This window comes from Donghicola sp., assembly GCF_025210255.1.
In the GTDB taxonomy this organism is placed as follows: Bacteria; Pseudomonadota; Alphaproteobacteria; order Rhodobacterales; family Rhodobacteraceae; genus Donghicola; species Donghicola eburneus.
The window spans coordinates 1-20,386 of the sequence record NZ_JAOARZ010000044.1; the positions used below are offsets into that span (position 1 = coordinate 1).

Below are 20,386 nucleotides of genomic sequence, written 5' to 3' on the forward strand. Positions count from 1 at the left end.
TCGCCATTGGTAGATGTGCTGACGGGTTATATCATGCGCCCGTGCAACGTCCGAAACAGTGGCGCCGTTTACGCCAACTTCGTCCAGGATGGCCAGCTTCTCTTCATCCCGCCAGCGGCGCCGACGTTCGACCCCGATAATGACTTCCTGTCGCATCTTAAGCCCTGCCTCAAACGACGTCGGTAACGACGCCAATAATGACATAGCTTAAGACATCAGACCCAATTCAGGCAGGTGGTCCCAATGGAGCCGTTACGCTCAAAGGCCCGTTGCCGTTGATTGAAGTGAATCGCATTTAGCCGCTTTATGGCTTGAACTCTCCTATTCGCTTTTGACACTCTTTGGGCAATGTCAGCCTCATGCTTTGAAATCCACTCTTCGTATTTCTTTACTCGCTCGACTTCCGCAGCCTCGAAACCCCTATCTTTTTCACCAGAATCCTCTTCAAAGTCTGCCTCGATCTCCGCAACCCGTTCATCAAATTCTTCGATTCTTGTTTGAGCCGATCGGATTTTATCTTCAAAAGACTCTTTAAGGTCTTTTAGCTTCCGCTTTGATGCACTCAAAGCACTGGCATTAACTTTGCCGAACGGTAAAGATGCCGCTGCACAGGCAGCGACATAGAGGCGCTCTCCTAGAGTAAAATAAGCCATCAAGGGATGGTTATTGTTAATATTCTTGGACACGCCTAGCAGTGCGTCTAAGTGCCAAGCAAAAACTGACAAGGCATCCCCCACCCGATTTTCAGAGAACAAGCCAAGAATAAGCTGGCCTTCCAAGGTATCTGATGGCGGTGGAGGCAGAATTCCTCCACCGTACCGTTCTGTGATCCTATTGAAAGCTTGAGGGTCATCAAGCTTCTCAGATAACCGCTCAAAGACTTTTGCCAGTTGATCGCTCGTAAAGTTACCCCTGCTAGATCGGAAGTTTGTCATATCGGAGTGTTCGGAAAAGACCCCGAGAAAATCCGACCAAACGCCAGCTTCCCGAGATACAAATTTTGACGCCAGAGACTTTTCAGAGAAAACTTTATCTTCCATTCTACCGTAGGAAATGCGGTATTCCATTTTATCTCCCAAACAAAAATTTTCCGAACGTCGATTAGGGCAGGAAATCTGCATTTATTTGGTGTCATTCATTGAAAATCTATGCAGATAGTCAGCGTACCATTGAGCCATTTCTCGCCTCTGTTCAATATACTTTGCACGATTGTAAACTGCTCGCACTCCAGACGGCACATGTGCCAGCGAGACCTCAATCCAGTCTGAGTTCCAGCCATGCTCATTTAAGATCGTGCTCGCTGTTGATCGAAACCCATGCGGAACGTGTCTGCAGGCGTTACACCGATGGACTTCAACGCCTTTGAAGGCGTGTTCTCAGAGAGCATTCCAGAATGTGTTCTCAAAGAATGGAAGACATAGGGATTGCGCGAACGAAGGGGCATCATTGTCTCCAACAGTTCAACGACTTGGCTGGAAAGCGGAACCAAGAGAGGACGCTTCATCTTCATCGTCTCTGCTGGCGCATTCCAAAATCCAGCCTTGAGGTCGATTTCCGACCAACGAATTTGCCGCAGTTCACCGGGTCTCGGGTACACGAGTAGAGCGAATTGCAACGCATTCGCCACCATAGTATTGCCTCGATAGGAATAAATCTGGTTTATAAGCCATCCCAGTCGCGCTACGTCGGTTATCGCTGGCAGGTTTTTTCTTGGCGCTTTGGGGATAGCCGACGACACCAATGCAGCAGGGTCATTTTCTACATAACCTAGACCGGCTGCAAACTTGAAAACTTGGCTCAGTAATGTTCTCTGATGTTCTGCCGACGGTAGCTTACACGCTTCGACCCAAACACGGCATATCTTCAAGACATCCGCGGCTCTGACTTCATTGATTGGCGTATTGCCAACAAACTTTGCCGCAGACGCGATGTGTCTCTCAATCCTGTGGCGGGTGCGCGGCCTGATCCCTTCGAGTTCCCGCTTCCTCAAGAACTCTGCAGCGACCTCTGAAAACGTCGGTATAACGACAACCGGCTTTAGTTCGGACAAGTCTGCTCGCTGTAGCGAGTAAGCAACGCTCTCGCCTTGTTCAACTGGCTGCACCGAAAGAGAATTCGGTTCCTCACCCATTTTTACATGCAGTAGAAACTCCTGCCCCAAAAGACGTGCCTCACGAAGTCCTATGAAGGGAAACTCACCAAGCGTCTTTGTGGTATTCTTCGATCCAACACGATACGCCAGACGCCAGATTTTTCTACCGTTTGGCTCGGCTGAAATGGTTAACCCTCGGCCATCAGACAGCCGGTAGCGTTTATTTTTCGGCTTAGCAGATTTGATGATTTGAGCGGAAAGCTTCATGCTTGCTCCTTCCTTGGCGCGCCGAGCGACTGGCAATAGCCTCCACGCCTTGCGCGGCTTGAAGCCGAGCGAGGTTGAGCTGGTAGCTTAGCTAGATCAAGAAATCGCAGCACTCGTACTACGGCGCCATCGCTGGACAACGACAAGCGTAGTACGGGCGTAGTACGAAATCAGTCGGCTCGACTATTTTAACGTAAGATACTGATTTTATACTGTTTTTGTTTTGTACTACGCGTAGTACAAAACGAAGTACGGCGTAGTACAAACAGAGGAGTTCTCTACTTCCAAGGCAATTTAACCCAGAAGTTTGAAGAGTACGACGTACAATCCCGTACGACAAAACGGGGTCCACGTTTGTCCCTATTTGTCCCCATATGGCTCTGTGAAGACTTCAACTTTGTCATATTTTCTCCTTCTATATCAGACATTTGCCCTCAAATGTCCCTATTTTTCGAAGTAAGAAAAACTGGGTACTCGCCTCCACTTAAATTCCCATTTGATAGTGATATACGGACGTTGCGCATCACAGTTGCCACGCGATTGTCCCTTCTTCTCCTGAGATAGTTCTCAATTTGGACACGATTGCGGGATTAATATCTGAGCATCTAAGACCGACCGGTACATGCTCTGGATCCCCAATGAAACACGCCCCTCTCCGCCTGCCCTCAGATCAGACCAAAGAAATCAATTGTTCGGACAGCGCGCAGACGATACCTTTGGCCTCAGAACACGTTGCAACGACAGTGCCGCAATCAAGCGGCGACGCCTGTTCAGATGTACCCTTTTGCGAGTTTCCAAGTGGCGACGCCCCTGTTGGCAAGTCAAACTCAGAGACTTTGATGCCCGAAGCCGAGCAGACGCAAAAAGACTGGAAAGCCAACCTTGCCGAAATTGGCGAGAAAGAGGGATTCTTTGAGCAGATCGGTGAGTTGCACTCTGCCCTGTTTGTTAAGCGCGGCGAAACACTGATTGTTACGTTTGAAAATCTCGACCATGTGTTTGAACATGCCGATACACGGATGCCTTGGGGGCACCATTTTGTAGAAACCAATGGCTGGTCGATGCTCGGGATGATGGCCCAAGGCTGGACGTGGTATCGCGACGAGGCCGTCTTTGATTTCTTTGATCGACTTCGGGACGAGAGGTTCTTCGATCAGTTTGATCAGGTGATTTTCTATGGTGCTTCTATGGGCGGCTATGCAGCGGCTGCCTTTTCCGCCGCCTGCCCCGACGCGACCGTCATTTGCATTTCCCCCCAAGCCACGCTTGATCGCGACATCGCCTCTTGGGAGACGCGCTACAAAAAAGCATGGCACCGCAATTTTTCGTCGCGCTACGGCTTTGCGCCCAAGATGATTGCCTCCGCGCACAGGGTTTACGTGTTCTATGATCCGACCCAACATCTGGACGCGATGCACGCGGCTCTCTTTTCCGGTGAGAACGTACAAAAATTCCAATGCCGTTACTTCGGACACCGCATCGCCTCTCTCTGGCAGCAGATCGGTATTCTGAAACCAGTGATACTGGATTGCGTAGGCGGCACCCTGACGCGGCCCAAGTTCTACAAGTATTTGCGGGCACGCCGTGACAACAATCGCTACCACAAAGAGCTGATCGCACGGCTCGAAGCAGCGCGCCGGTACTCTCTGGTGATTAAGCTCGGAAAAGCTATTCTTGCACGCCGACGCGGGCCCTTCTTTCGGCAAGCAATCAGGCGGGCAGAGACCGCCCTCGCTTCGCCGAAGAAGCGCGCCAGAGCCTAGAACTCCTGTACAGCTGCTATTACGGGGCTCAACTGGGGCCTCATCTTCCGTCGGATTTTGCACGAACTATCGACAATTTTGCATAGCAGGCATTTGTCGAACCCAGACAGCGCGGCCCATTCCCGCAGAAGATGACGAGCGCATCCGGTGAACTCGCCCGCTGAGATAGCGATTCTGATCGTGGAATCGCACAGGTTGGGCAGCGATCTGCCGATGCGACTCGTCCGATTTTGTCTGCCAAGTGCCTTTTCAATCTCCTTCTGCCCACGCACAAATATTTGACTTAGTGCAACAAGGTAACACCCAACTCTATCTGCAGTGCAGCACGGATGTCAGGACCACTAACAGTAGTAGCCGGTCCAAAGGGGGCAAGAGTCTCAAAGTGGTCCAAAACGGTGCAAGAACCCCTTATAAACCATAGAGATAAAAGGATAAACCTGCGGATTCGCCGTGCGAATTGACTTAAGAAACGGACGCAAGACGCCGACTGACGCCAGTTTGTGCAAATCCGCCGATCAGCGATTTTCTGCCGTGCAGCAATAACTTTCCCTCTTGCGCAACAGCGCCTGTGATTAAAATAAGAGGATTGGTACCAATCACGTTTTTTGCTGGAGTCGCTATTGTTTAAGATGCAGCAGCTTACTACCCCACGTCTCGAATACCCCGCGTTCAACCGGCGTGCCTTTCTTGCCGGACTCGCATGCTCTGCTGCAGCGCCCGCATTGACATCCGCAACCTATGCGAAAGCACAGGAAGCGCTTGGAGAGCCGTTCTCGTTCGACATGTTGTCCGAGCGGATGAAGAAAGCAGCCGAAGCCCCGCTCCCTGATCCGGAAACAATCGGCGGCTTTCTGGCAGACCTGAACTACGACGCATACCAACGCATCCGCTTCTTGCCAGAACGCGCTCGGTGGCAGGATCAGGGCCAGCACTTCCGTATGCACGCATTTCATCTGGGCTGGCTGTTCAAACAGCCTGTGCACATCAACGAGGTGGTGAACGGCGAGTCGCGGCCGATGACCTTCTCGACCAAGGACTTCTACTACCCCGAAAGCCTTGGTGTGCCCGAAAATGCCGAAATGCCCGGCGTTGCTGGTTTCCGCATCCACGCGCCCATGAACCGCGCCGATATTTTTGACGAACTGATCGTGTTCCTTGGCGCGAGCTACTTTCGCGCTCTGGGCCGCGACAACGTCTACGGGCTAAGCGCCCGCGGCTTGGCTGTGAATACAGGTCTGTCGGGGTCCGAAGAATTCCCCCGCTTTTCTGAATTCTGGCTGGAACGCCCCACGCCCTACTCCGACACTGTGACCATCTGCGCGGCGCTCACCAGCCGCTCGGTCACGGGGGCCTATCGCTTTGTAGTTAATCCTGGCGACTCGACCATCGTCGACGTCACCGCCCGCCTCTTTATGCGCAACGACGTGGAACAATTGGGCATTGCACCGCTGACCTCGATGTTCCTGTTTGCTGGCAACGACAAAGGCGACTTTGATGATTTCCGCGCCGCCGTGCATGACAGCGAGGCGTTGGTCCTGAACACCCAAAGCGGCGAGACATTCTATCGTCCGCTCAAAAACCCGATGCGTCTGGCGAGCTCTTATCTTGGTGCAGAAAACCCCAAGTCCTTTGGATTGGTCCAACGCAGCCGTGATTTCGACAGCTATCTTGACGCGCAGGCGCATTACGAAAAGCGCCCCTCGCTGATGATCGAACCAAAAGGCGACTGGGGCAAAGGCTCTGTCCGTTTGGTGGAAATCCCGTCTGATATGGAAACGAACGACAACATCGTCGCTTTCTGGATCCCCGAAGCTCCGGCAGAGGCCGGACAGTCCATCGAACTCAGCTATCGCATGCACTGGGGTTTCGCGCCCGAGGGCGATGGATCGGCCACCCGCGCCCGTGTGATCCGGACGCGCGTCGGCGAAGGTGGGGTCGCGGGTGTTGAAGAAAAGGCCGATACGCGGAAATTCGTCGTCGATTTCCAAGGCGGCACGCTGTCGGAACTTCCTGGCGATGCGGACGTTGAACCCACAGTAACAGTGAACCGAGGCGAAGTTGCCGAAGCCATTCTGAGCAAGATCAGCGGAACGGACATTTGGCGGCTCGTGATCGAAGTCAAAGCGACCTCGGATTCTGTTGTCGAACTCAAGGCAGCCGTCGAAGGCTACGAGCAGACTCTGACCGAAACATGGCTTTATCAGTGGATGAAGGAATGACCATTCAGATCCGCACTACCCACGCCCGCGCTCCCGAGCTCGAGGCTATGGATAATTTCGCAGCACCGCCCTCGGCGCCTCTGGATATGCCCCAGCAGGTCATTGAACGCCGAGAAGATGCTCGCCTGACCTTTTCTAACTTGATCCGCCTTCTGGTTCCCCGCCAGTGGGCCTGATCTCTAGATTCCGAACCTAAAAATGAGACGCCTGCCGCCGCTAGACCGTCGCACTCTATTTTACCGCATCGCGACACTGGCTTTTGCCGCAGTCTCTGCGACGGCAGCCACCGTTCTGATGGTCGATGCGACCATTCAGGACGGGGTTGATATCTGGGACATCCTGCGGGGCGTCCTGATCCTGATCACAACAGCTTGGCTTGCGTGGGGCGCGGCGCAAGCCTGCTTGGGTCTTGCCGCACGACATCGGCCCGTCCCAGCGCCCGATCTGACAGAGCCGGTGCCTCCTACAGTCGTTCTGGTCCCGATCTGTAACGAAGACCCCGTTTCCACATTTGCCCGCATCGCGGCGATGGACCGATCGCTCGAAGCAGCGGGCTTGCCCGCTGACATCGCGATCCTGTCGGACACCCGTGACCCGCTCAACGCTCGTGCCGAAGAACAGGTTTATCGGCGCCTGATCGAAGAAACGCAGGGCCGTGGTCGCATCTTCTATCGACGCCGCACGGACAACCGTGGCCGCAAAGCAGGAAATATCGAAGATTTCATTCGCAAATCCGGTGGCGCCTACGAGTTGGCCGTCATTCTAGACGCGGACAGTCTGATGGAAGGCGCCACGATCCGCCGTATGGTAGCTCGGATGCAGGCAGACACGGACATTGGCCTGCTGCAAACCCTGCCGAAAATCGTGAACGCCAACTCCTTTTTCGGGCGCGCCATGCAGTTCGCCGCCAGCTTCCACAGCCCGATTTTCAGCCGCGGGCTTGCCCGGATGCAGGGATCGACAGGTCCCTTCTGGGGGCACAATGCGATCATCCGTGTGCGCGCGTTTGCCGAAAGCTGCGCTTTGCCCGAGTTGAACGGCCCACCGCCCTTTGGTGGCCACATCCTGAGCCATGACTACGTCGAAGCCGCCCTCTTGGCGCGCAACGGGTGGAAGGTTCTGGTCGATGAAACGATGGGTGGCTCTTACGAAGAGGGCCCCGAAAACATTTTATCCTATGCCCGCCGCGACCGCCGCTGGTGTCAGGGCAACCTGCAGCACACACGCCTGCTATTTGCACCCGGTCTGGCAGCGTGGAGCCGCTTTGTTTTCGTACAGGGTATCTTTGCCTACATCGTTTCGCTGATTTGGGCCTGCTTTCTGGTGGCCTCGGTTCTGGCGACGATCATGGCGCCCCTGCCCGATTACTTCCCAGAGCCTTACCAGCTGTTTCCTGTGTTCCCTGATGATCGGACCAAAGAGATTACCGCTCTGTTCCTCGGGATCGTCGGTTTGCTGATCGTGCCCAAGTTCCTGATCCTAACCTCGGTCGCCCGCGAGGGTCGGATCGACGGCTTTGGCGGCACCCTACGCGCGGCTCTATCCGTTGCGACAGAGATTATCCTGTCCTCGTTCCTCGCGCCGATCATGCTGATGTACCAAAGCCGTGCCGTTATTCAGGTACTGCTGGGCAAGGATGGCGGTTGGCCGTCAAACCAACGCGGCGAAGGCAAACTAACCCTGTGGCAAGGCATCGGCGCGGGCATGTGGATCACGGGCACCGGCGCCATTGCATTGACAGTGGTGCACTACATCGCACCGGATTTAACTTTGTGGCTTCTGCCGGTTTGTGTCCCCATGTTGCTGGCGCCCATTCTGATCGCGATCACCTCGCGGCCCCTGACCCATTTCCTGTTTATCACCCCCGAAGAGCGCAGTGTTGCGCCTGTGGTGGACCTTTATCATCGTATTCACGCCCGCTGGCAGTCAGAGAACGTCCCGAACGCGTCTGCCAGCGAAGGACTTTCCAAACATGTCACAGCCTGAAGCCAAGCTGGTGCCGTTTCCCAAGGCATCAGCCAGCCACACCGCCGGCCCTTCAAAATCTCGCGATCCCCGTCTTGATGTTTTTCGCGGCCTCGCCTTGGTCATGATTTTTATCAACCATGTGCCGGGCAATCCCTACGAAGATTACACCAACCGCAACTTCGGCTTTTCCGACGCGGCCGAGGCGTTCTTTATGCTGTCCGGTATGGCGGCTGGTCTGGCCTACTCCGGCCGATTCATGCAGGCGCAGCGCAGAACCGGCAGCTTGTGGGCTGCGATCCAGCCGATGTGGTCGCGCGCGTGGACGCTGTATATGACGCAAATCTTGCTGACCGCGTGGGCTATCGCGATTTTCAGCGCGGGCGCACTATGGTTCGGCGTCCCAGAGATGATCACGAAGATCAACTTGACCCGCGTCTTTGGCAACACGGCAGAGGCGCTAGTGGGCATCCCCACCCTTGGGCACCAACTCGGATATGTGAACATCCTGCCCGCCTATTCGGTGCTCCTGATAACCGCCCCCATCGCGATCCTCGTAGGTCTGCGCAGCCCTGCGCTGATGATGGCGCTGTCTGTGGCCTTCTGGTTTCTGACTGGACTTTATCGTTGGAACATCCCTGCGTTCCCCAATCCGGGCGGATGGTTCTTTAACCCGCTTGCGTGGCAGGTGCTGTTCGTTGCTGGCCTGATGACTGGCCTGAGTAAACGGCAGGGCAAACAATTCATCCCTTATAAACCCCTGCTCTTTTGGGGGGCGATCTGCTTCTTGCTGTTCGTTCTGGCATGGATGAAGATCCCGCCCTTGGGCAAAGGCATGAACCAGTTAATGCTCATGGCAGGCCGTGCGGGGGCACCGTTTCACCTTGTGGCGCACGACAAAACCTTTGTTGGGCTGCCTCGGATGTTGCACGTCATGGCGCTGACCTATGTGCTGGCCCATGCTGGGATCGTGGTGCGCCTGTGTGCCCAGAACTGGACGAAACCGCTGGCCCTGATGGGACGCCAAGGTTTGCTTGTGTTTTCGACCGGGACGCTGATGTCTTTGACGGGCCAAGTGATCCTGAACGCGACGGACCACACCGAATGGCTGACATGGACACTGCCCCTGGTAGGCGTGGCATTCATGATCCTGATCGCGTGGGTCGCCGAAGCGATATCGCTCAAGCCGAAAAAGCCCCAAGGCCTGATCGCGCCCGCGCCAGAACCGGCCTACGACACGCTCGGTACCGCGGCGCAAACAACCCCTCGGGCCTAGTCCGATTGCGCCGACCTGCCCGAAAGGAGAGGTCATAGGCGAAACCTCCCCGAATTACTCAGTGGTTTAGCCCAGAGGGCACCTCCTTTATTGTGGTGTTCTCTGGCAGTTCTGATGGAACGGCGCAGCGCCCGCGCCAAATTTCCAAGGGACGTCCGCTGTGCACTTGCCTCAATGTTTTGATTTAACCGCGCCCCAACTCCCTGCCTATCTAGCTATGGGAACGTTGGCAGGAGTCTGTGCGGCCGGTGTGATGATCCTGCGCAAGCGCGAGTTCCACGGACGGCCCTTTTTCTTGATCGGCTACTTGGCGACGATGGGGTGGCTGACGCTGGTCCTGTTGGAACTGCTGGCCGCCGCTCCCAACTGCAAAATGTTCTGGGCCGAGTTCAGCTATTTGTTCATCGCGCTACTGCCGACGGCTTGGTGTTATTTTCTGTTCGACTATTCGCATGCGCGAACGGTCACGATCAGCCTGCCACGGCTTGCCTCGCTCATCGTCGCACCGACGGTGATCGTGCTGATGGCGACGACAAACTCCGAACATGAACTTTTCTATCTGCCAGAAACAAAAGTCATAGAGACCGCCCAAGGCCCCGCTCTGGACTACGCGCACGGGCCCCTGTTCTTTCTGGCGGTCGCTTACCTCTATGTCTTTATGGCTGGCGGGGTTTTGATTGTCGCCCAAGGTGTGCTGCGCGCTCGTGAAGCGTACCGTGGGTACTTTTTGTACCTGCTGACAATTACGCTCATTCCGACCGTCGGGAATGTGGCCTATGTGATTTTTGATCTGTCTTTCTTTGGGTTTGATCCGACGCCGTTTCTGTTTTCGTTTGTGATGATGCTTCTGGTGCGCATCATCATGACCAACAGCATGTTCGACGTCGCTTCTGTGGCAAAGAACTACCTCTTCTATGACGCCGAACAGCCCGTGGTCGTCATTGACGAGAGCGGAACGTTCAAGGTCACCAACCCATCGTTCGAGCGCTTGCTCGAGATCAGCGGGCATACAGGCATCACCAAGCTGTCTGACTGGGACGAATTGAACACACTCGCCTTTGATCCCAGCTTCCCCAAGAACACCGTGTTCGAGGTCGCAGACCGCGCCTTTGAATTGCGCGTGATCCCCATCGACAAGCCGCTGCGGGACTCGGCCAATTGCATGGGCTGGACCCTGCTGCTCAAGGACATCACCGACATCCGCAGCACCAACGCAGAGCTGAGCCGCGCCGTTCACAAGGCCGAAAGCGCCAATCGGATGAAGTCGCAGTTCATCGCGAATATGAGCCACGAAATCCGCACGCCCTTGAATGGCATTCTGGGCATGGCAGAGGTCCTGTCGCACGAGATCACCTCTCCCCGTCATGCAGAGATGGTCGAGACCATCCGGCAATCCGGTGACGTGCTCTTGAACATCCTCAATGACATTCTCGACCTGTCCAAGATCGAGGCTGGCAAACTCGCGCTTATGCCAGAGGAGTTCGACACCTGCGAAATCATCCGACGCGCGTCGGGCCTGAACCGTCTGTCTGCCGAAGCCAAGAATGTGCAATTGAACGTCGAGGCAGACCAGAATGGCCCCCGCCGCGTGGGTGACCCTATGCGCTTGATGCAAATCCTGAACAACCTGCTAGGCAACGCGATCAAGTTCACCGACGCGGGCAGTGTGACCCTGCGCATGTCGAACCCCAGTTCTGGCGATGTTGTCTTCTCAGTGATCGACACCGGCATCGGCATGACCGAAGAACAAATCAGCCGCATTTTTGAGGATTTCGAACAAGCAGACGGTGCCATCACCCGCCGCTATGGGGGCACCGGTCTGGGTATGTCTATCGTACGCCGACTGGTCAGCATGATGAATGGCCGCGTGGATATCTCCAGCCGCAAGGGCGCAGGCACCTTGGTCAAGATCACGCTGCCTCTGCCCCTCGCTTCCGAGGTCAAAGCGCGCAAGGCAGCAGCCAAAGAAACCGTTATCGAGAAACTGGAACCGTCCAAGGCGCTTGCGGGCCTCAATATTCTGGCCGCCGACGACAACGGAACGAATCGGCTGGTCCTTGGCAGTCTGCTCAAGCGCGCGGGGATCAAAGCTGTCATGGTTTCCGATGGGCGTGAGGCGGTAGAGCGTTTCCCTGACACCGACTGGGATGCCGTGCTGCTGGATATCTCTATGCCTGAAATGGATGGCCTGACTGCACTAGGCGCAATTGATGCGATCGCCCGAAAGACCGGCAAAAAGCGCCCGCCCTGCATTGCGATTTCAGCCAACGTGATGCCCGACCAAATCCGCGAGTACCGCGCGGCGGGGTTCAATGCCTGTATCAGCAAGCCCTTCCGCGGGGCCGATGTCATGCAAACGCTCAAAGAGCAATTGGGCCTGCCGGATTAGTAGACCATCGGCTGTTTCACGGGAAGACGGATCGTGAAACACGCCCCTTTGCCTGCTTCGCTGCTCACGCTGATTGACCCGCCTGCGCGGCGCAGGATATCCCGCGTGATCGACAGCCCCAGACCTGTCCCCTTGGCCCCCTTGGTCGAAAAGAACGGGTCAAAGACCTTGGCCCGCACCTCTTCCGCCATCCCCGAACCGGTATCGCAGACTTCGATCACCACCATGGGGCGTGCCCACCCGTCATCACGGTGGCTGCGCACAGTGATCTGGCCGCCGTCAGGCATCGCTTGGACGCCATTCGTGATCAGATTCACGATCACCTGCTGCAGTTCTGTTTCATTCATCACGACCTCGCCTTTGGCCGATAGGTCCAGATGAAGCGAAACATTCGTGTTCGACAGCGTATGCTGCACCAAGGGCACCGTTGCTTCGATCACCCGATCCGGGCAGAGCCCCTCTTCGGGCAGGTCGAATTCTTCGGGGCGCGAGAAACTAAGCAGCTTGGTCACTAGAATGCTGATCGCCTGAATTTGCTCTTGGATCAGCTTAAATTCGGTCCGGTATTCCAGTGCGCTCTCGCCCATTAGGTCCTGAATGACGTCCAGATTGCCTTGGATCACGGCTAGGGGGTTGTTGATCTCGTGGGCAACACCAGCGGTGATCTCGCCTAATGCGGCCAGCTTTTCGGACAGGATCAGCTGCCGCGTTGTGATCTCGAGCTGCCGGTTCACCTCTTGCAGATCAGAAGTCCGCTCGGTCACGCGGGTCTCGAGCTCTTCGGCCCAGTTGCGCAAACGGCGGTCCCGCTCTTGGATCTGGTCAAGCAGACTATCAAGGTGGGCCGCCAAGCGCGCAATCTCGTCATCCCTGCCCGAAATCTCGGACCGCGCACTCAAATCGCCGCCTTCGACGCGGGCAATGGCATGGTTCATCCGTTCAAGGGGTACGAAGATCGAGCGCGCAAAAAAGAGCAGAACGGGCACCGTGACCGCGATGACCGCCAAGAAGCTAAACCAGATCACCATCTGGGTGCGCTGCTCGGCTTGGCGGAAGGGCTCTTCTAGGAAGCCAACATAAAGCATGCCAATCCGCCGGTTGAAGCTGTCGCGGATCGGCTCATAGGCCGAGATATACCAATCGTTCACCACAAAGGCGCGGGCTGTCCAGACATCCCCCGTCTGCAAGACGCGGTCGCGGACTTCGGCAGAGACGCGGGTGCCAAGGGCGCGCTGCCCTTCGAACAAGCGCACATTCGTACTGACCCGCACGTCGTCCAAGAACAGCGTGGCCGTGCCGTCGGTGCCCCCTGTCAGGCTGCCCTCTGGGTAGACCAGATCGTTGATATCGTCGATGAAACCAAGGTTGCGGTTCAACAGAACGCCGCCCACCAAGGCCCCACCCGGCGCGGGCGCCGCCGCGTGCACCACCATCCCGCGGGACTCAACCGCGCGATCCGAAGGAACAGCGCCTTGGGTCGGCAATAGTTCAATGCGGGCCCGCGCGGCAAGATCGGGGGACAAGGAGGCAAGATCGCTCTCTGCAAATACGTCAATGGCCGCCCCGCTGCGCCCGTTCAATGCCGCATTCACCACGGGCCAGTTGCGCGGGTCGGCCACCCCGCCGCTGCCGCCCGCCATAATCACGTAGGCCCGCGGGGTAACGTAGTACAGGAAATCGAGCCCCATTTGCCGCCGCTGACGTTCCAGAAAATCTGCCATATCCGTACGGGCTTGATCGCGAAATAGGGCCGACCGCCCCAATGCGTCAATGGCCGCGCTGCGATCTTCGACCAGCCCTTCCAGATGTTGACGCGCCACGGTCAATTCACCAGACACTTTGGCGATCAGCACTTCATTCAATCGGTCGGACCAACTTTTGACCGCAGTGACCAAGAGCAAAGGCAACAGGATCAGAATGGGCAACAGCGCGATCACCAAGAGGCGCGCGCGCACTGTATTACGTAGGCTTACCGGAGTCGTGAGTCTGTCAGACATTCCACATGCTGCATTTACGGTCGATCGTCTTGCGGCTGACCCCAAGACGCCGCGCCGCCTCGGCACGGTTGCCGCCACAGGCTTCCAGCACGCTCAGGATGTGCCGACGTTCGACCGCATGCAAGCTTTCAACAGGCTCATTGTCGCTGTCTTCGGTGTTGCCTGCGAATTCCGGAGGAAATTCTCCAAGGATGAGAGAGCGTTCGATCAAGTTCTTCAGCTCTCGGACGTTGCCCTGCCAGTCATAACGGGCCATGTTCAAAAGTACGTGATCTGTAAGCACGAGCGGCTCTACTCCCAGCTGACGCGAGAATTTTCCCATAAATAGCTCCGCTAATTCTGGGATATCTCCGACCCGTTCGCGCAGGGGGGGCATCTGGATATTGACCACGTTGATCCGGTGATACAGGTCGCGGCGGAAGCGACCTTCGTCCATCGCCTTGTCCAGATCGGCGTTGGTCGCAAACACAAACCGCAAATTCAGGGGCATCTCGCGCTCTGACCCGTGGGGGCGCAGGCTGCCATCCTCTAGCACACGCAAAAGTTCGCCCTGCATCGGCAGGGGAAGCTCGGCCACTTCATCAAGGAAAATCGTGCCGCCGGACGCATGGACCAACAGGCCATCCGATCCGGGCTGGTGCGGATCACCGAACAGGTCCTGCGACAGACGATCCGGTGAAATGCTGGCGCAGTTGATCGGGACAAAGGGCGCGTTGGCGCGGTCCGACATGGCGTGCAGCGTGCGGGCGCAGATTTCCTTGCCTGTGCCGCTTTCGCCCGTGAACAAGACCGGTGTGGGCATAGGTGCAACGCGTTCTAGCGTCTTGCGCACGCTTTCGATCCCCGGAGAGGTGCCGATCAAACGGCCACGGGCGGCCAGACTATCGGCCTGCAGTTCGTATTTAAGCAGGAAGTTCTCACGACGCAGGTATTTCTGCACCATACAACGATTGACCGCGTTCAGGATTTGGTTGGACCGGAACGGCTTCAGAACGAAATCCGAGGCCCCCACCCGCATCGCGTGGATGGCCGTTTCCAGATCGGCGTAGGCGGTCATCAGGATCGCTTCAGCGAACAGGCCCACGCGGCGCTGCTCGGCCAACCAGTCCAGACCGGACTGCCCTGGCATGACGTTGTCCAAGAGCACCAGATCGAAGTGATGCGCATCCAGCAATGCGCTCGCCTCTTCTGCGCTGGCGGCGGCCATGACTTTTTTGCAGCGGGGTTCCAACGTGCGGGTCAAATAGTTCCGCATCCCGGGCTCGTCGTCCACGACCAGAATGGAGACGTGACGGATCGCTCGGTCGATATGAGACTGCGCAGCCCCCTCGGTGGGGGGCTGCACGGTGGGTTGAAGATTGCTGGTCATCTCTATCCGCTCTGCCTGTTCGGCTTAGTCTAACCGAACCGACGGGGCGGACGTAACCTCGTCAATCGCGAAACCGGCGCGGTGCAGGACCTGATCCGCCGCAATGGCGATCACAAAAATCCCGACAAAGGCAATGAACATCGCTTTCATACTGTGTGCTCCTTGCTCTTATTCCGCCGGATGGGCGTCTTTGTAGGCGGGCTTGCCGGTGACTTCTTCGTACCACAGGCCATGGTGTTCCTTGGCCCATTGTTCGTCCACCTGACCGCTTCCCATGGCGTCAAACGCACCTTCCATACCGATCGAACCGATATAGATGTGACCGATGATCAGCGCCATAAACAGGAAGCCAACGATCGCATGCCATGTCTGTGACAGCTGCATTTCCGTGTGCGGCGCCAGATCGGTGGGCAGAGCCTCCATTCCGAACAGCTGCGGCAGGCCCAAATCGTTCATATGGGCAAAGGTGGCCGCGAACATGGGCAATTCGAACGGGAACAGCAGCGACAGACCAGACACAGAGATCGAGACACCAAGGAAGATGACGCCCCAGAAGATGATCTTCTGACCGGCATTAAATTTCTTGGCGGGCGGGTGCACGCCCTTGGAAAAGAGACCGCCGCCAACCGCGAACCATTTCAGGTCCAGCTTGTTGGGGATGTTGTGTTTGACCCACATGACGGTGACCATCACCAGACCCAGCATGAACGCCCAAGAGACGTTGTTGTGGATCCACTTGCCGCCAATCGCGACGGGGGCAAAGGCCTCGTGTCCAATGAGCGGGATGATAAAGAAACGGCCGAACAACTGCACCAGCCCCGTGATTGCCAACAGCACAAAGCTGCCCGCAAGGGTCCAGTGGGCGAACCGCTCGATCCCTTTGAAGCGGGTGATGGTTTTGCCCGACTTCTCGCCGTCAATCATGATACGACCGCGGAACAAGAAGAACACCGCGAGGATCGCGATAGTCCCCAAGAGCAGGTAGCCGCCGTAGTCTTTCAACGGTCCGGCACGGAAGTTGAGCCAGGTCATGCCGGTGTCCTGAATGACAACCTGAGTGACCGAGGTATCGCCCGACGGCCCCTTGGCCGAGGCACTGACATCGCCAAGCTCGTCCAATTCGTTATAGCGGTAGGCCCGCCAGAATTCTGCGTCCGACACGCCGCCCAAAGTGCCAAGCTGCCCAGTGGTGGGCGCAGCAGCATCTGGATTGCCGATGGCTTCACTGCGGAAGCTGTCGTCCATCTTTTGGTTTTCCTGCCGACGCAGGATGTCTTCTAGGGTCTGGGCCCCGCCTGTTTCGGCGCGGGGCTCCCCCTCTGCCGGTACGGTCTGGGCCGAAGCCGCGCTGGTCAGCGCGATGAATGCCGCCGCCAGCAGGGTTAGAAATCTCGTAGAAATGCGCGCCATTCCCGAAGGTCCCTGATATGAGAAATGCGCCCGCAGACTTGGATAGTCCGCGGGCACCTTGTTTGCTATGCCGCGCCCGACTTGTACGGGCGCGGACCGTGAAGGATCAGTTCGCTTTCTGCTCGTAGGCGGTGCCCCAGCCCCAAGCGCCCGAACCGAAACCACGTGCCACAACACGCTCGCGGTAGATGGCCGATACGATGTCGCCGTCCCCTGCCAGAAGCGCCTTGGTCGAGCACATTTCAGCACAGATCGGCAGCTTGCCTTCTGCGATACGGTTGCGACCGTACTTCTGGAACTCCTCGACCGAGTTGTCGGCCTCGGGGCCACCTGCGCAGAAGGTACACTTGTCCATCTTGCCGCGTGTACCGAAGTTGCCTGCCTGCGGGTACTGCGGCGCGCCAAAGGGGCACGCGTAGAAGCAATAGCCGCAGCCGATGCACAGGTCCTTGGAGTGCAACACCACGCCATCTTCGGTCTGGTAGAAGCAGTCCGTCGGACAGACGGCCATACAAGGCGCATCCGAGCAGTGCATACAAGCGACCGAGATCGACCGCTCGCCGGGTTTGCCGTCGTTGATGGTGATCACACGGCGGCGGTTGATGCCCCACGGCACTTCGTGCTCGTTCTTACAGGCGGTGACGCAGGCGTTACACTCAATGCAGCGCTCGGCGTCGCAGAGAAATTTTGCTCTTGCCATATCCTTGTCTCCTTAGGCTGCGCTGATCTTGCAGAGGGTGGCTTTGGTTTCCTGCATGAGGGTCACCGAGTCATAGCCGTATGTCTGCGCGGTGTTGGTCGATTCACCCAAAACATAGGGGTCTGCACCATCGGGATATTTGTCCCGCAGATCCTCGCCTTGGAAGTGACCGCCAAAGTGGAACGGCATGAACGCCACGCCACTGCCCACACGTTCAGTGATCATGGCTTTCACCTTGACCTTGCCGCCCTCGGGGCCCTCGACCCAGACCATGCTGCCGTCCCGCACACCAAGGTTGTTGGCGTCGCGCGGGTTCATTTCGACAAACATTTCCTGCTGAAGTTCAGCCAGCCACGGGTTCGAACGTGTCTCGTCGCCGCCACCTTCGTATTCGACCAGCCGGCCCGAGGTCAGAATGATCGGATAATCATTGCTGAAGTCGTTCTTCTGGATCGACGCATACATGGTCGGCAGACGGTACAGCTTGCGGTCTTCGTAGGTCGGATAGTCTTCGACCAGATCGCGGCGGTTGGTGTAGAGCGGCTCGCGGTGGAGCGGCACCGGATCCGGGAAGGTCCAGACCACAGCACGGGCCTTGGCGTTCCCATAGGGTGCGCAACCATGCTTGATCGCGACGCGCTGGATACCACCCGATAGGTCTGTCTTCCAGTTCGTGCCCGGACCAGCCACAGCGTCGATGGACGCGCGCTCTTCATCGGTCAGATCGCTATCCCACCCCAGATCCATCAGCATCTGCATGGTGAACTCGGGATAACCGTCCTGAATGTCCGCACCGGGGTTCGATACCCCTTCGGCCAAGAGATTGTCACCGTTCCGCTCGACACCATAGCGCGCACGGAAGGGCAAGCCGCCATCCGCCACAGGCTTGTTGATGTCATAGAGGTTGGGCGAGCCAGGATGCTTCATCTCGGGGGTGCCCCAGCAGGGCCACGGCATACCGTAGTAATCCCCGTCTGCGGGTCCACCAACAGCCTTGAGCGTCGTTTTGTCAAAGGTGTGCTGGTTCGCCATGTGCAGCTTGATGCGCTCGGGCGACTGGCCGGTGTAGCCAACAGTCCACATACCAGCGTTGAACTCGCGGGTGATGCTTTCAATGTTGGGCGTTTCCGCGTCTTCCATCTCGATGTTGCGGAACAGGCGGTCGGCAAAGCCGAACTTGTTCGCAAACTTCGCGATGATCACGTGGTCCGGCTTCGATTCAAACAGCGGGTCCACAACCTGATCGCGCCACTGGATCGAGCGGTTCGAGGCCGTCACAGAGCCACGGGTTTCGAACTGCGTGGTCGCGGGCAGCAGGTAGACGCCATCGGTGCGGTCATGCAGCACAGCCGAAACGGTGGGGAACGGATCGATCACGACAAGCATGTCGAGCTTTTCCATCGCCGTTTTCATCTCGGTCATACGAGTCTGCGAGTTGGGCGCGTGGCCCCACAAAACCATGGCACGCACGTTGTCGGGCTGGTCGATGTTTTCAGCATCTTCGAGAACACCGTCGATCCAGCGGGACACCGGAATACCGGTCCGCTCCATCAGGTTGACCTCTTTGCCGTCGACATCGGTCTCGGACTGGAATTGGCCCTTGAGCCAGTCCATATCCTCGCCCCAGACACGGCCCCAGTGCGCCCATGCGCCCGAAGACAGGCCGTAATAGCCCGGCAGCGTGTGCGACAGAACGCCAAGGTCGGTCGCGCCCTGCACGTTGTCGTGGCCGCGGAAGATGTTGGTGCCGCCACCTGAGACGCCCATGTTGCCAAGGGCAAGCTGCAGAATGCAGTAGGCGCGGGTGTTGTTGTTACCGTTGGTGTGCTGGGTACCACCCATGCACCAGATCACGGTGCCGGGACGGCTGTTGACCAGCGTCCGAGCCACGCGTTCCAGCTGCGCACCGGGCGCGCCGGTGACACGCTCGGTCTCTTCGGGGTTCCACTTGGCGACTTCTTCTTTGATCTGGTCCATGCCCCAGACACGGGTGCGGATGAACTCTTTGTCCTCCCAACCGTTCTCAAAGATGTGCCACAGGATGCCCCAGACCAGTGCAACGTCGGTGCCGGGACGGAAACGCACATATTCGTCCGCGTGGGCCGCAGTCCGGGTGAAACGCGGATCGCAAACGATCAGCGGTGCGTTGTTTTCCTCTTTGGCCTTCAGCACGTGCAACAGCGAGACGGGGTGCGCCTCGGCAGGATTGCCGCCGATGATAAAGATCGCCTTGGAGTTATGGATGTCGTTGTAGCTGTTGGTCATGGCGCCATAGCCCCATGTGTTCGCAACACCCGCAACGGTGGTCGAGTGACAGATACGTGCCTGGTGGTCGACGTTGTTTGTGCCCCAGTAGGCCGCAAACTTGCGGAACAGGTAGGCCTGCTCGTTGTTGTGCTTGGCCGAACCCAGCCAGTAGACGCTGTCGGGGCCGCTTTCTTCGCGGATCGACATCATCTTGTCGCCGATCTCGTCGATCGCCTGCTCCCAAGAGATGCGGGTCCACTCGCCATTGACCTTTTTCATGGGATACTTCAGGCGGCGTTCACCGTGGGCGTGCTCGCGCACCGCTGCACCTTTGGCGCAGTGCGAACCCAGGTTGAACGGGCTGTCGTAACCGGGCTCCTGACCGATCCAGACGCCGTTGTCCACTTCTGCCACGACGGTACAACCGACCGAGCAGTGGGTACACACGGACTTCACGGTATCCACCGCGCGCGCCACGCTCTCTTGCGCTTCGGCTTTGGTCACGGTGCCGCCGGTGACACCCAAGGCGGTCAGACCGCCAATCGCCAGACCGGACCCACGCAGGAATGCGCGGCGGTCGACGGATTTCTCCGCAACTGCGGACAGGAGTGATGCGCGCTGTGTAGAGCGGGCGACTCCGTTCGTCTTTTTTCTTAGCATTTTTGCCTCCCCTTGCTCGCTAGGGCCGATGG

General features: G+C 57.3%; 15 protein-coding genes. 6 read left to right on the forward strand and 9 right to left on the reverse strand.

Annotation, left to right across the window (positions count from 1 at the left end; all coding sequences use genetic code 11):
• From N4A58_RS20965 to N4A58_RS19985, 3 genes are all read right to left on the reverse strand, one after another.
• The coding region (locus N4A58_RS20965) for a transposase (RefSeq protein WP_367177061.1) at positions 1-204 on the reverse strand (204 nt) is incomplete at its 3' end.
• Between the two features lie 11 nt (positions 205-215).
• Complete coding sequence (locus N4A58_RS19980; RefSeq protein ID WP_293713041.1) at positions 216-1,067, reverse strand: hypothetical protein; 852 nt, start codon at positions 1,065-1,067, stop codon at positions 216-218.
• A gap of 218 nt (positions 1,068-1,285) precedes the next feature.
• The gene (locus tag N4A58_RS19985) at positions 1,286-2,359 is read right to left on the reverse strand and encodes an integrase arm-type DNA-binding domain-containing protein (RefSeq protein ID WP_293713042.1); all 1,074 of its coding nucleotides are present in this window, start codon (positions 2,357-2,359) and stop codon (positions 1,286-1,288) included.
• Between the two features lie 572 nt (positions 2,360-2,931).
• On the opposite strand from N4A58_RS19985, the gene N4A58_RS19990 reads away from it, so the two are divergent.
• The 6 genes from N4A58_RS19990 (at position 2,932) to N4A58_RS20015 (ending at position 11,971) form a co-directional block, all read left to right on the forward strand.
• A complete protein-coding gene (locus N4A58_RS19990) occupies positions 2,932-4,122 on the forward strand; it encodes a phosphoadenosine phosphosulfate reductase (RefSeq protein ID WP_293713044.1) in 1,191 nt (396 codons plus the stop codon).
• 629 nt (positions 4,123-4,751) lie between these two features.
• Complete coding sequence (locus N4A58_RS19995) at positions 4,752-6,341, forward strand: glucan biosynthesis protein (protein ID WP_293713046.1); 1,590 nt, start codon at positions 4,752-4,754, stop codon at positions 6,339-6,341.
• A complete protein-coding gene (locus N4A58_RS20000; RefSeq protein WP_293713048.1) occupies positions 6,338-6,517 on the forward strand; it encodes a hypothetical protein in 180 nt (59 codons plus the stop codon). Before N4A58_RS19995 ends, N4A58_RS20000 begins: the two co-directional genes overlap by 4 nt.
• Before the next feature lie 22 nt (positions 6,518-6,539).
• Positions 6,540-8,327, forward strand: coding sequence for a glucans biosynthesis glucosyltransferase MdoH (mdoH, locus tag N4A58_RS20005; RefSeq protein WP_072706069.1), 1,788 nt, complete (start codon positions 6,540-6,542; stop codon positions 8,325-8,327).
• A complete protein-coding gene (locus N4A58_RS20010; protein ID WP_293713051.1) occupies positions 8,314-9,582 on the forward strand; it encodes an OpgC family protein in 1,269 nt (422 codons plus the stop codon). The genes mdoH and N4A58_RS20010 overlap by 14 nt, the downstream gene beginning before the upstream one ends.
• Positions 9,583-9,799: 217 nt before the next feature.
• A complete protein-coding gene (locus N4A58_RS20015) occupies positions 9,800-11,971 on the forward strand; it encodes a histidine kinase N-terminal 7TM domain-containing protein (protein ID WP_293713361.1) in 2,172 nt (723 codons plus the stop codon).
• Here the strand turns inward: N4A58_RS20015 and N4A58_RS20020 are convergent.
• From N4A58_RS20020 to N4A58_RS20045, 6 genes are all read right to left on the reverse strand, one after another.
• Positions 11,968-13,968, reverse strand: coding sequence for a cache domain-containing protein (locus N4A58_RS20020; protein WP_293713053.1), 2,001 nt, complete (start codon positions 13,966-13,968; stop codon positions 11,968-11,970). The two genes, N4A58_RS20015 and N4A58_RS20020, sit on opposite strands and share 4 nt — an antisense overlap.
• Complete coding sequence (locus N4A58_RS20025; RefSeq protein WP_293713055.1) at positions 13,961-15,337, reverse strand: sigma-54 dependent transcriptional regulator; 1,377 nt, start codon at positions 15,335-15,337, stop codon at positions 13,961-13,963. Before N4A58_RS20025 ends, N4A58_RS20020 begins: the two co-directional genes overlap by 8 nt.
• Positions 15,338-15,361: 24 nt before the next feature.
• Positions 15,362-15,487, reverse strand: a complete 126-nt coding sequence (locus tag N4A58_RS20030) for a hypothetical protein (protein WP_293713057.1) — start codon at positions 15,485-15,487, stop codon at positions 15,362-15,364.
• Positions 15,488-15,505: 18 nt separating this feature from the next.
• Positions 15,506-16,747, reverse strand: a complete 1,242-nt coding sequence (locus tag N4A58_RS20035) for a formate dehydrogenase subunit gamma (protein WP_293713059.1) — start codon at positions 16,745-16,747, stop codon at positions 15,506-15,508.
• Positions 16,748-16,853: 106 nt separating this feature from the next.
• Positions 16,854-17,447 (reverse strand): formate dehydrogenase FDH3 subunit beta, encoded by a 594-nt coding sequence (fdh3B, locus tag N4A58_RS20040; RefSeq protein WP_293713061.1) that lies wholly within the window; start codon positions 17,445-17,447, stop codon positions 16,854-16,856.
• Positions 17,448-17,459: 12 nt separating this feature from the next.
• A complete protein-coding gene (locus tag N4A58_RS20045) occupies positions 17,460-20,354 on the reverse strand; it encodes a formate dehydrogenase subunit alpha (protein ID WP_293713063.1) in 2,895 nt (964 codons plus the stop codon).
• Between the last annotated feature and the right edge of the window lie 32 nt (positions 20,355-20,386).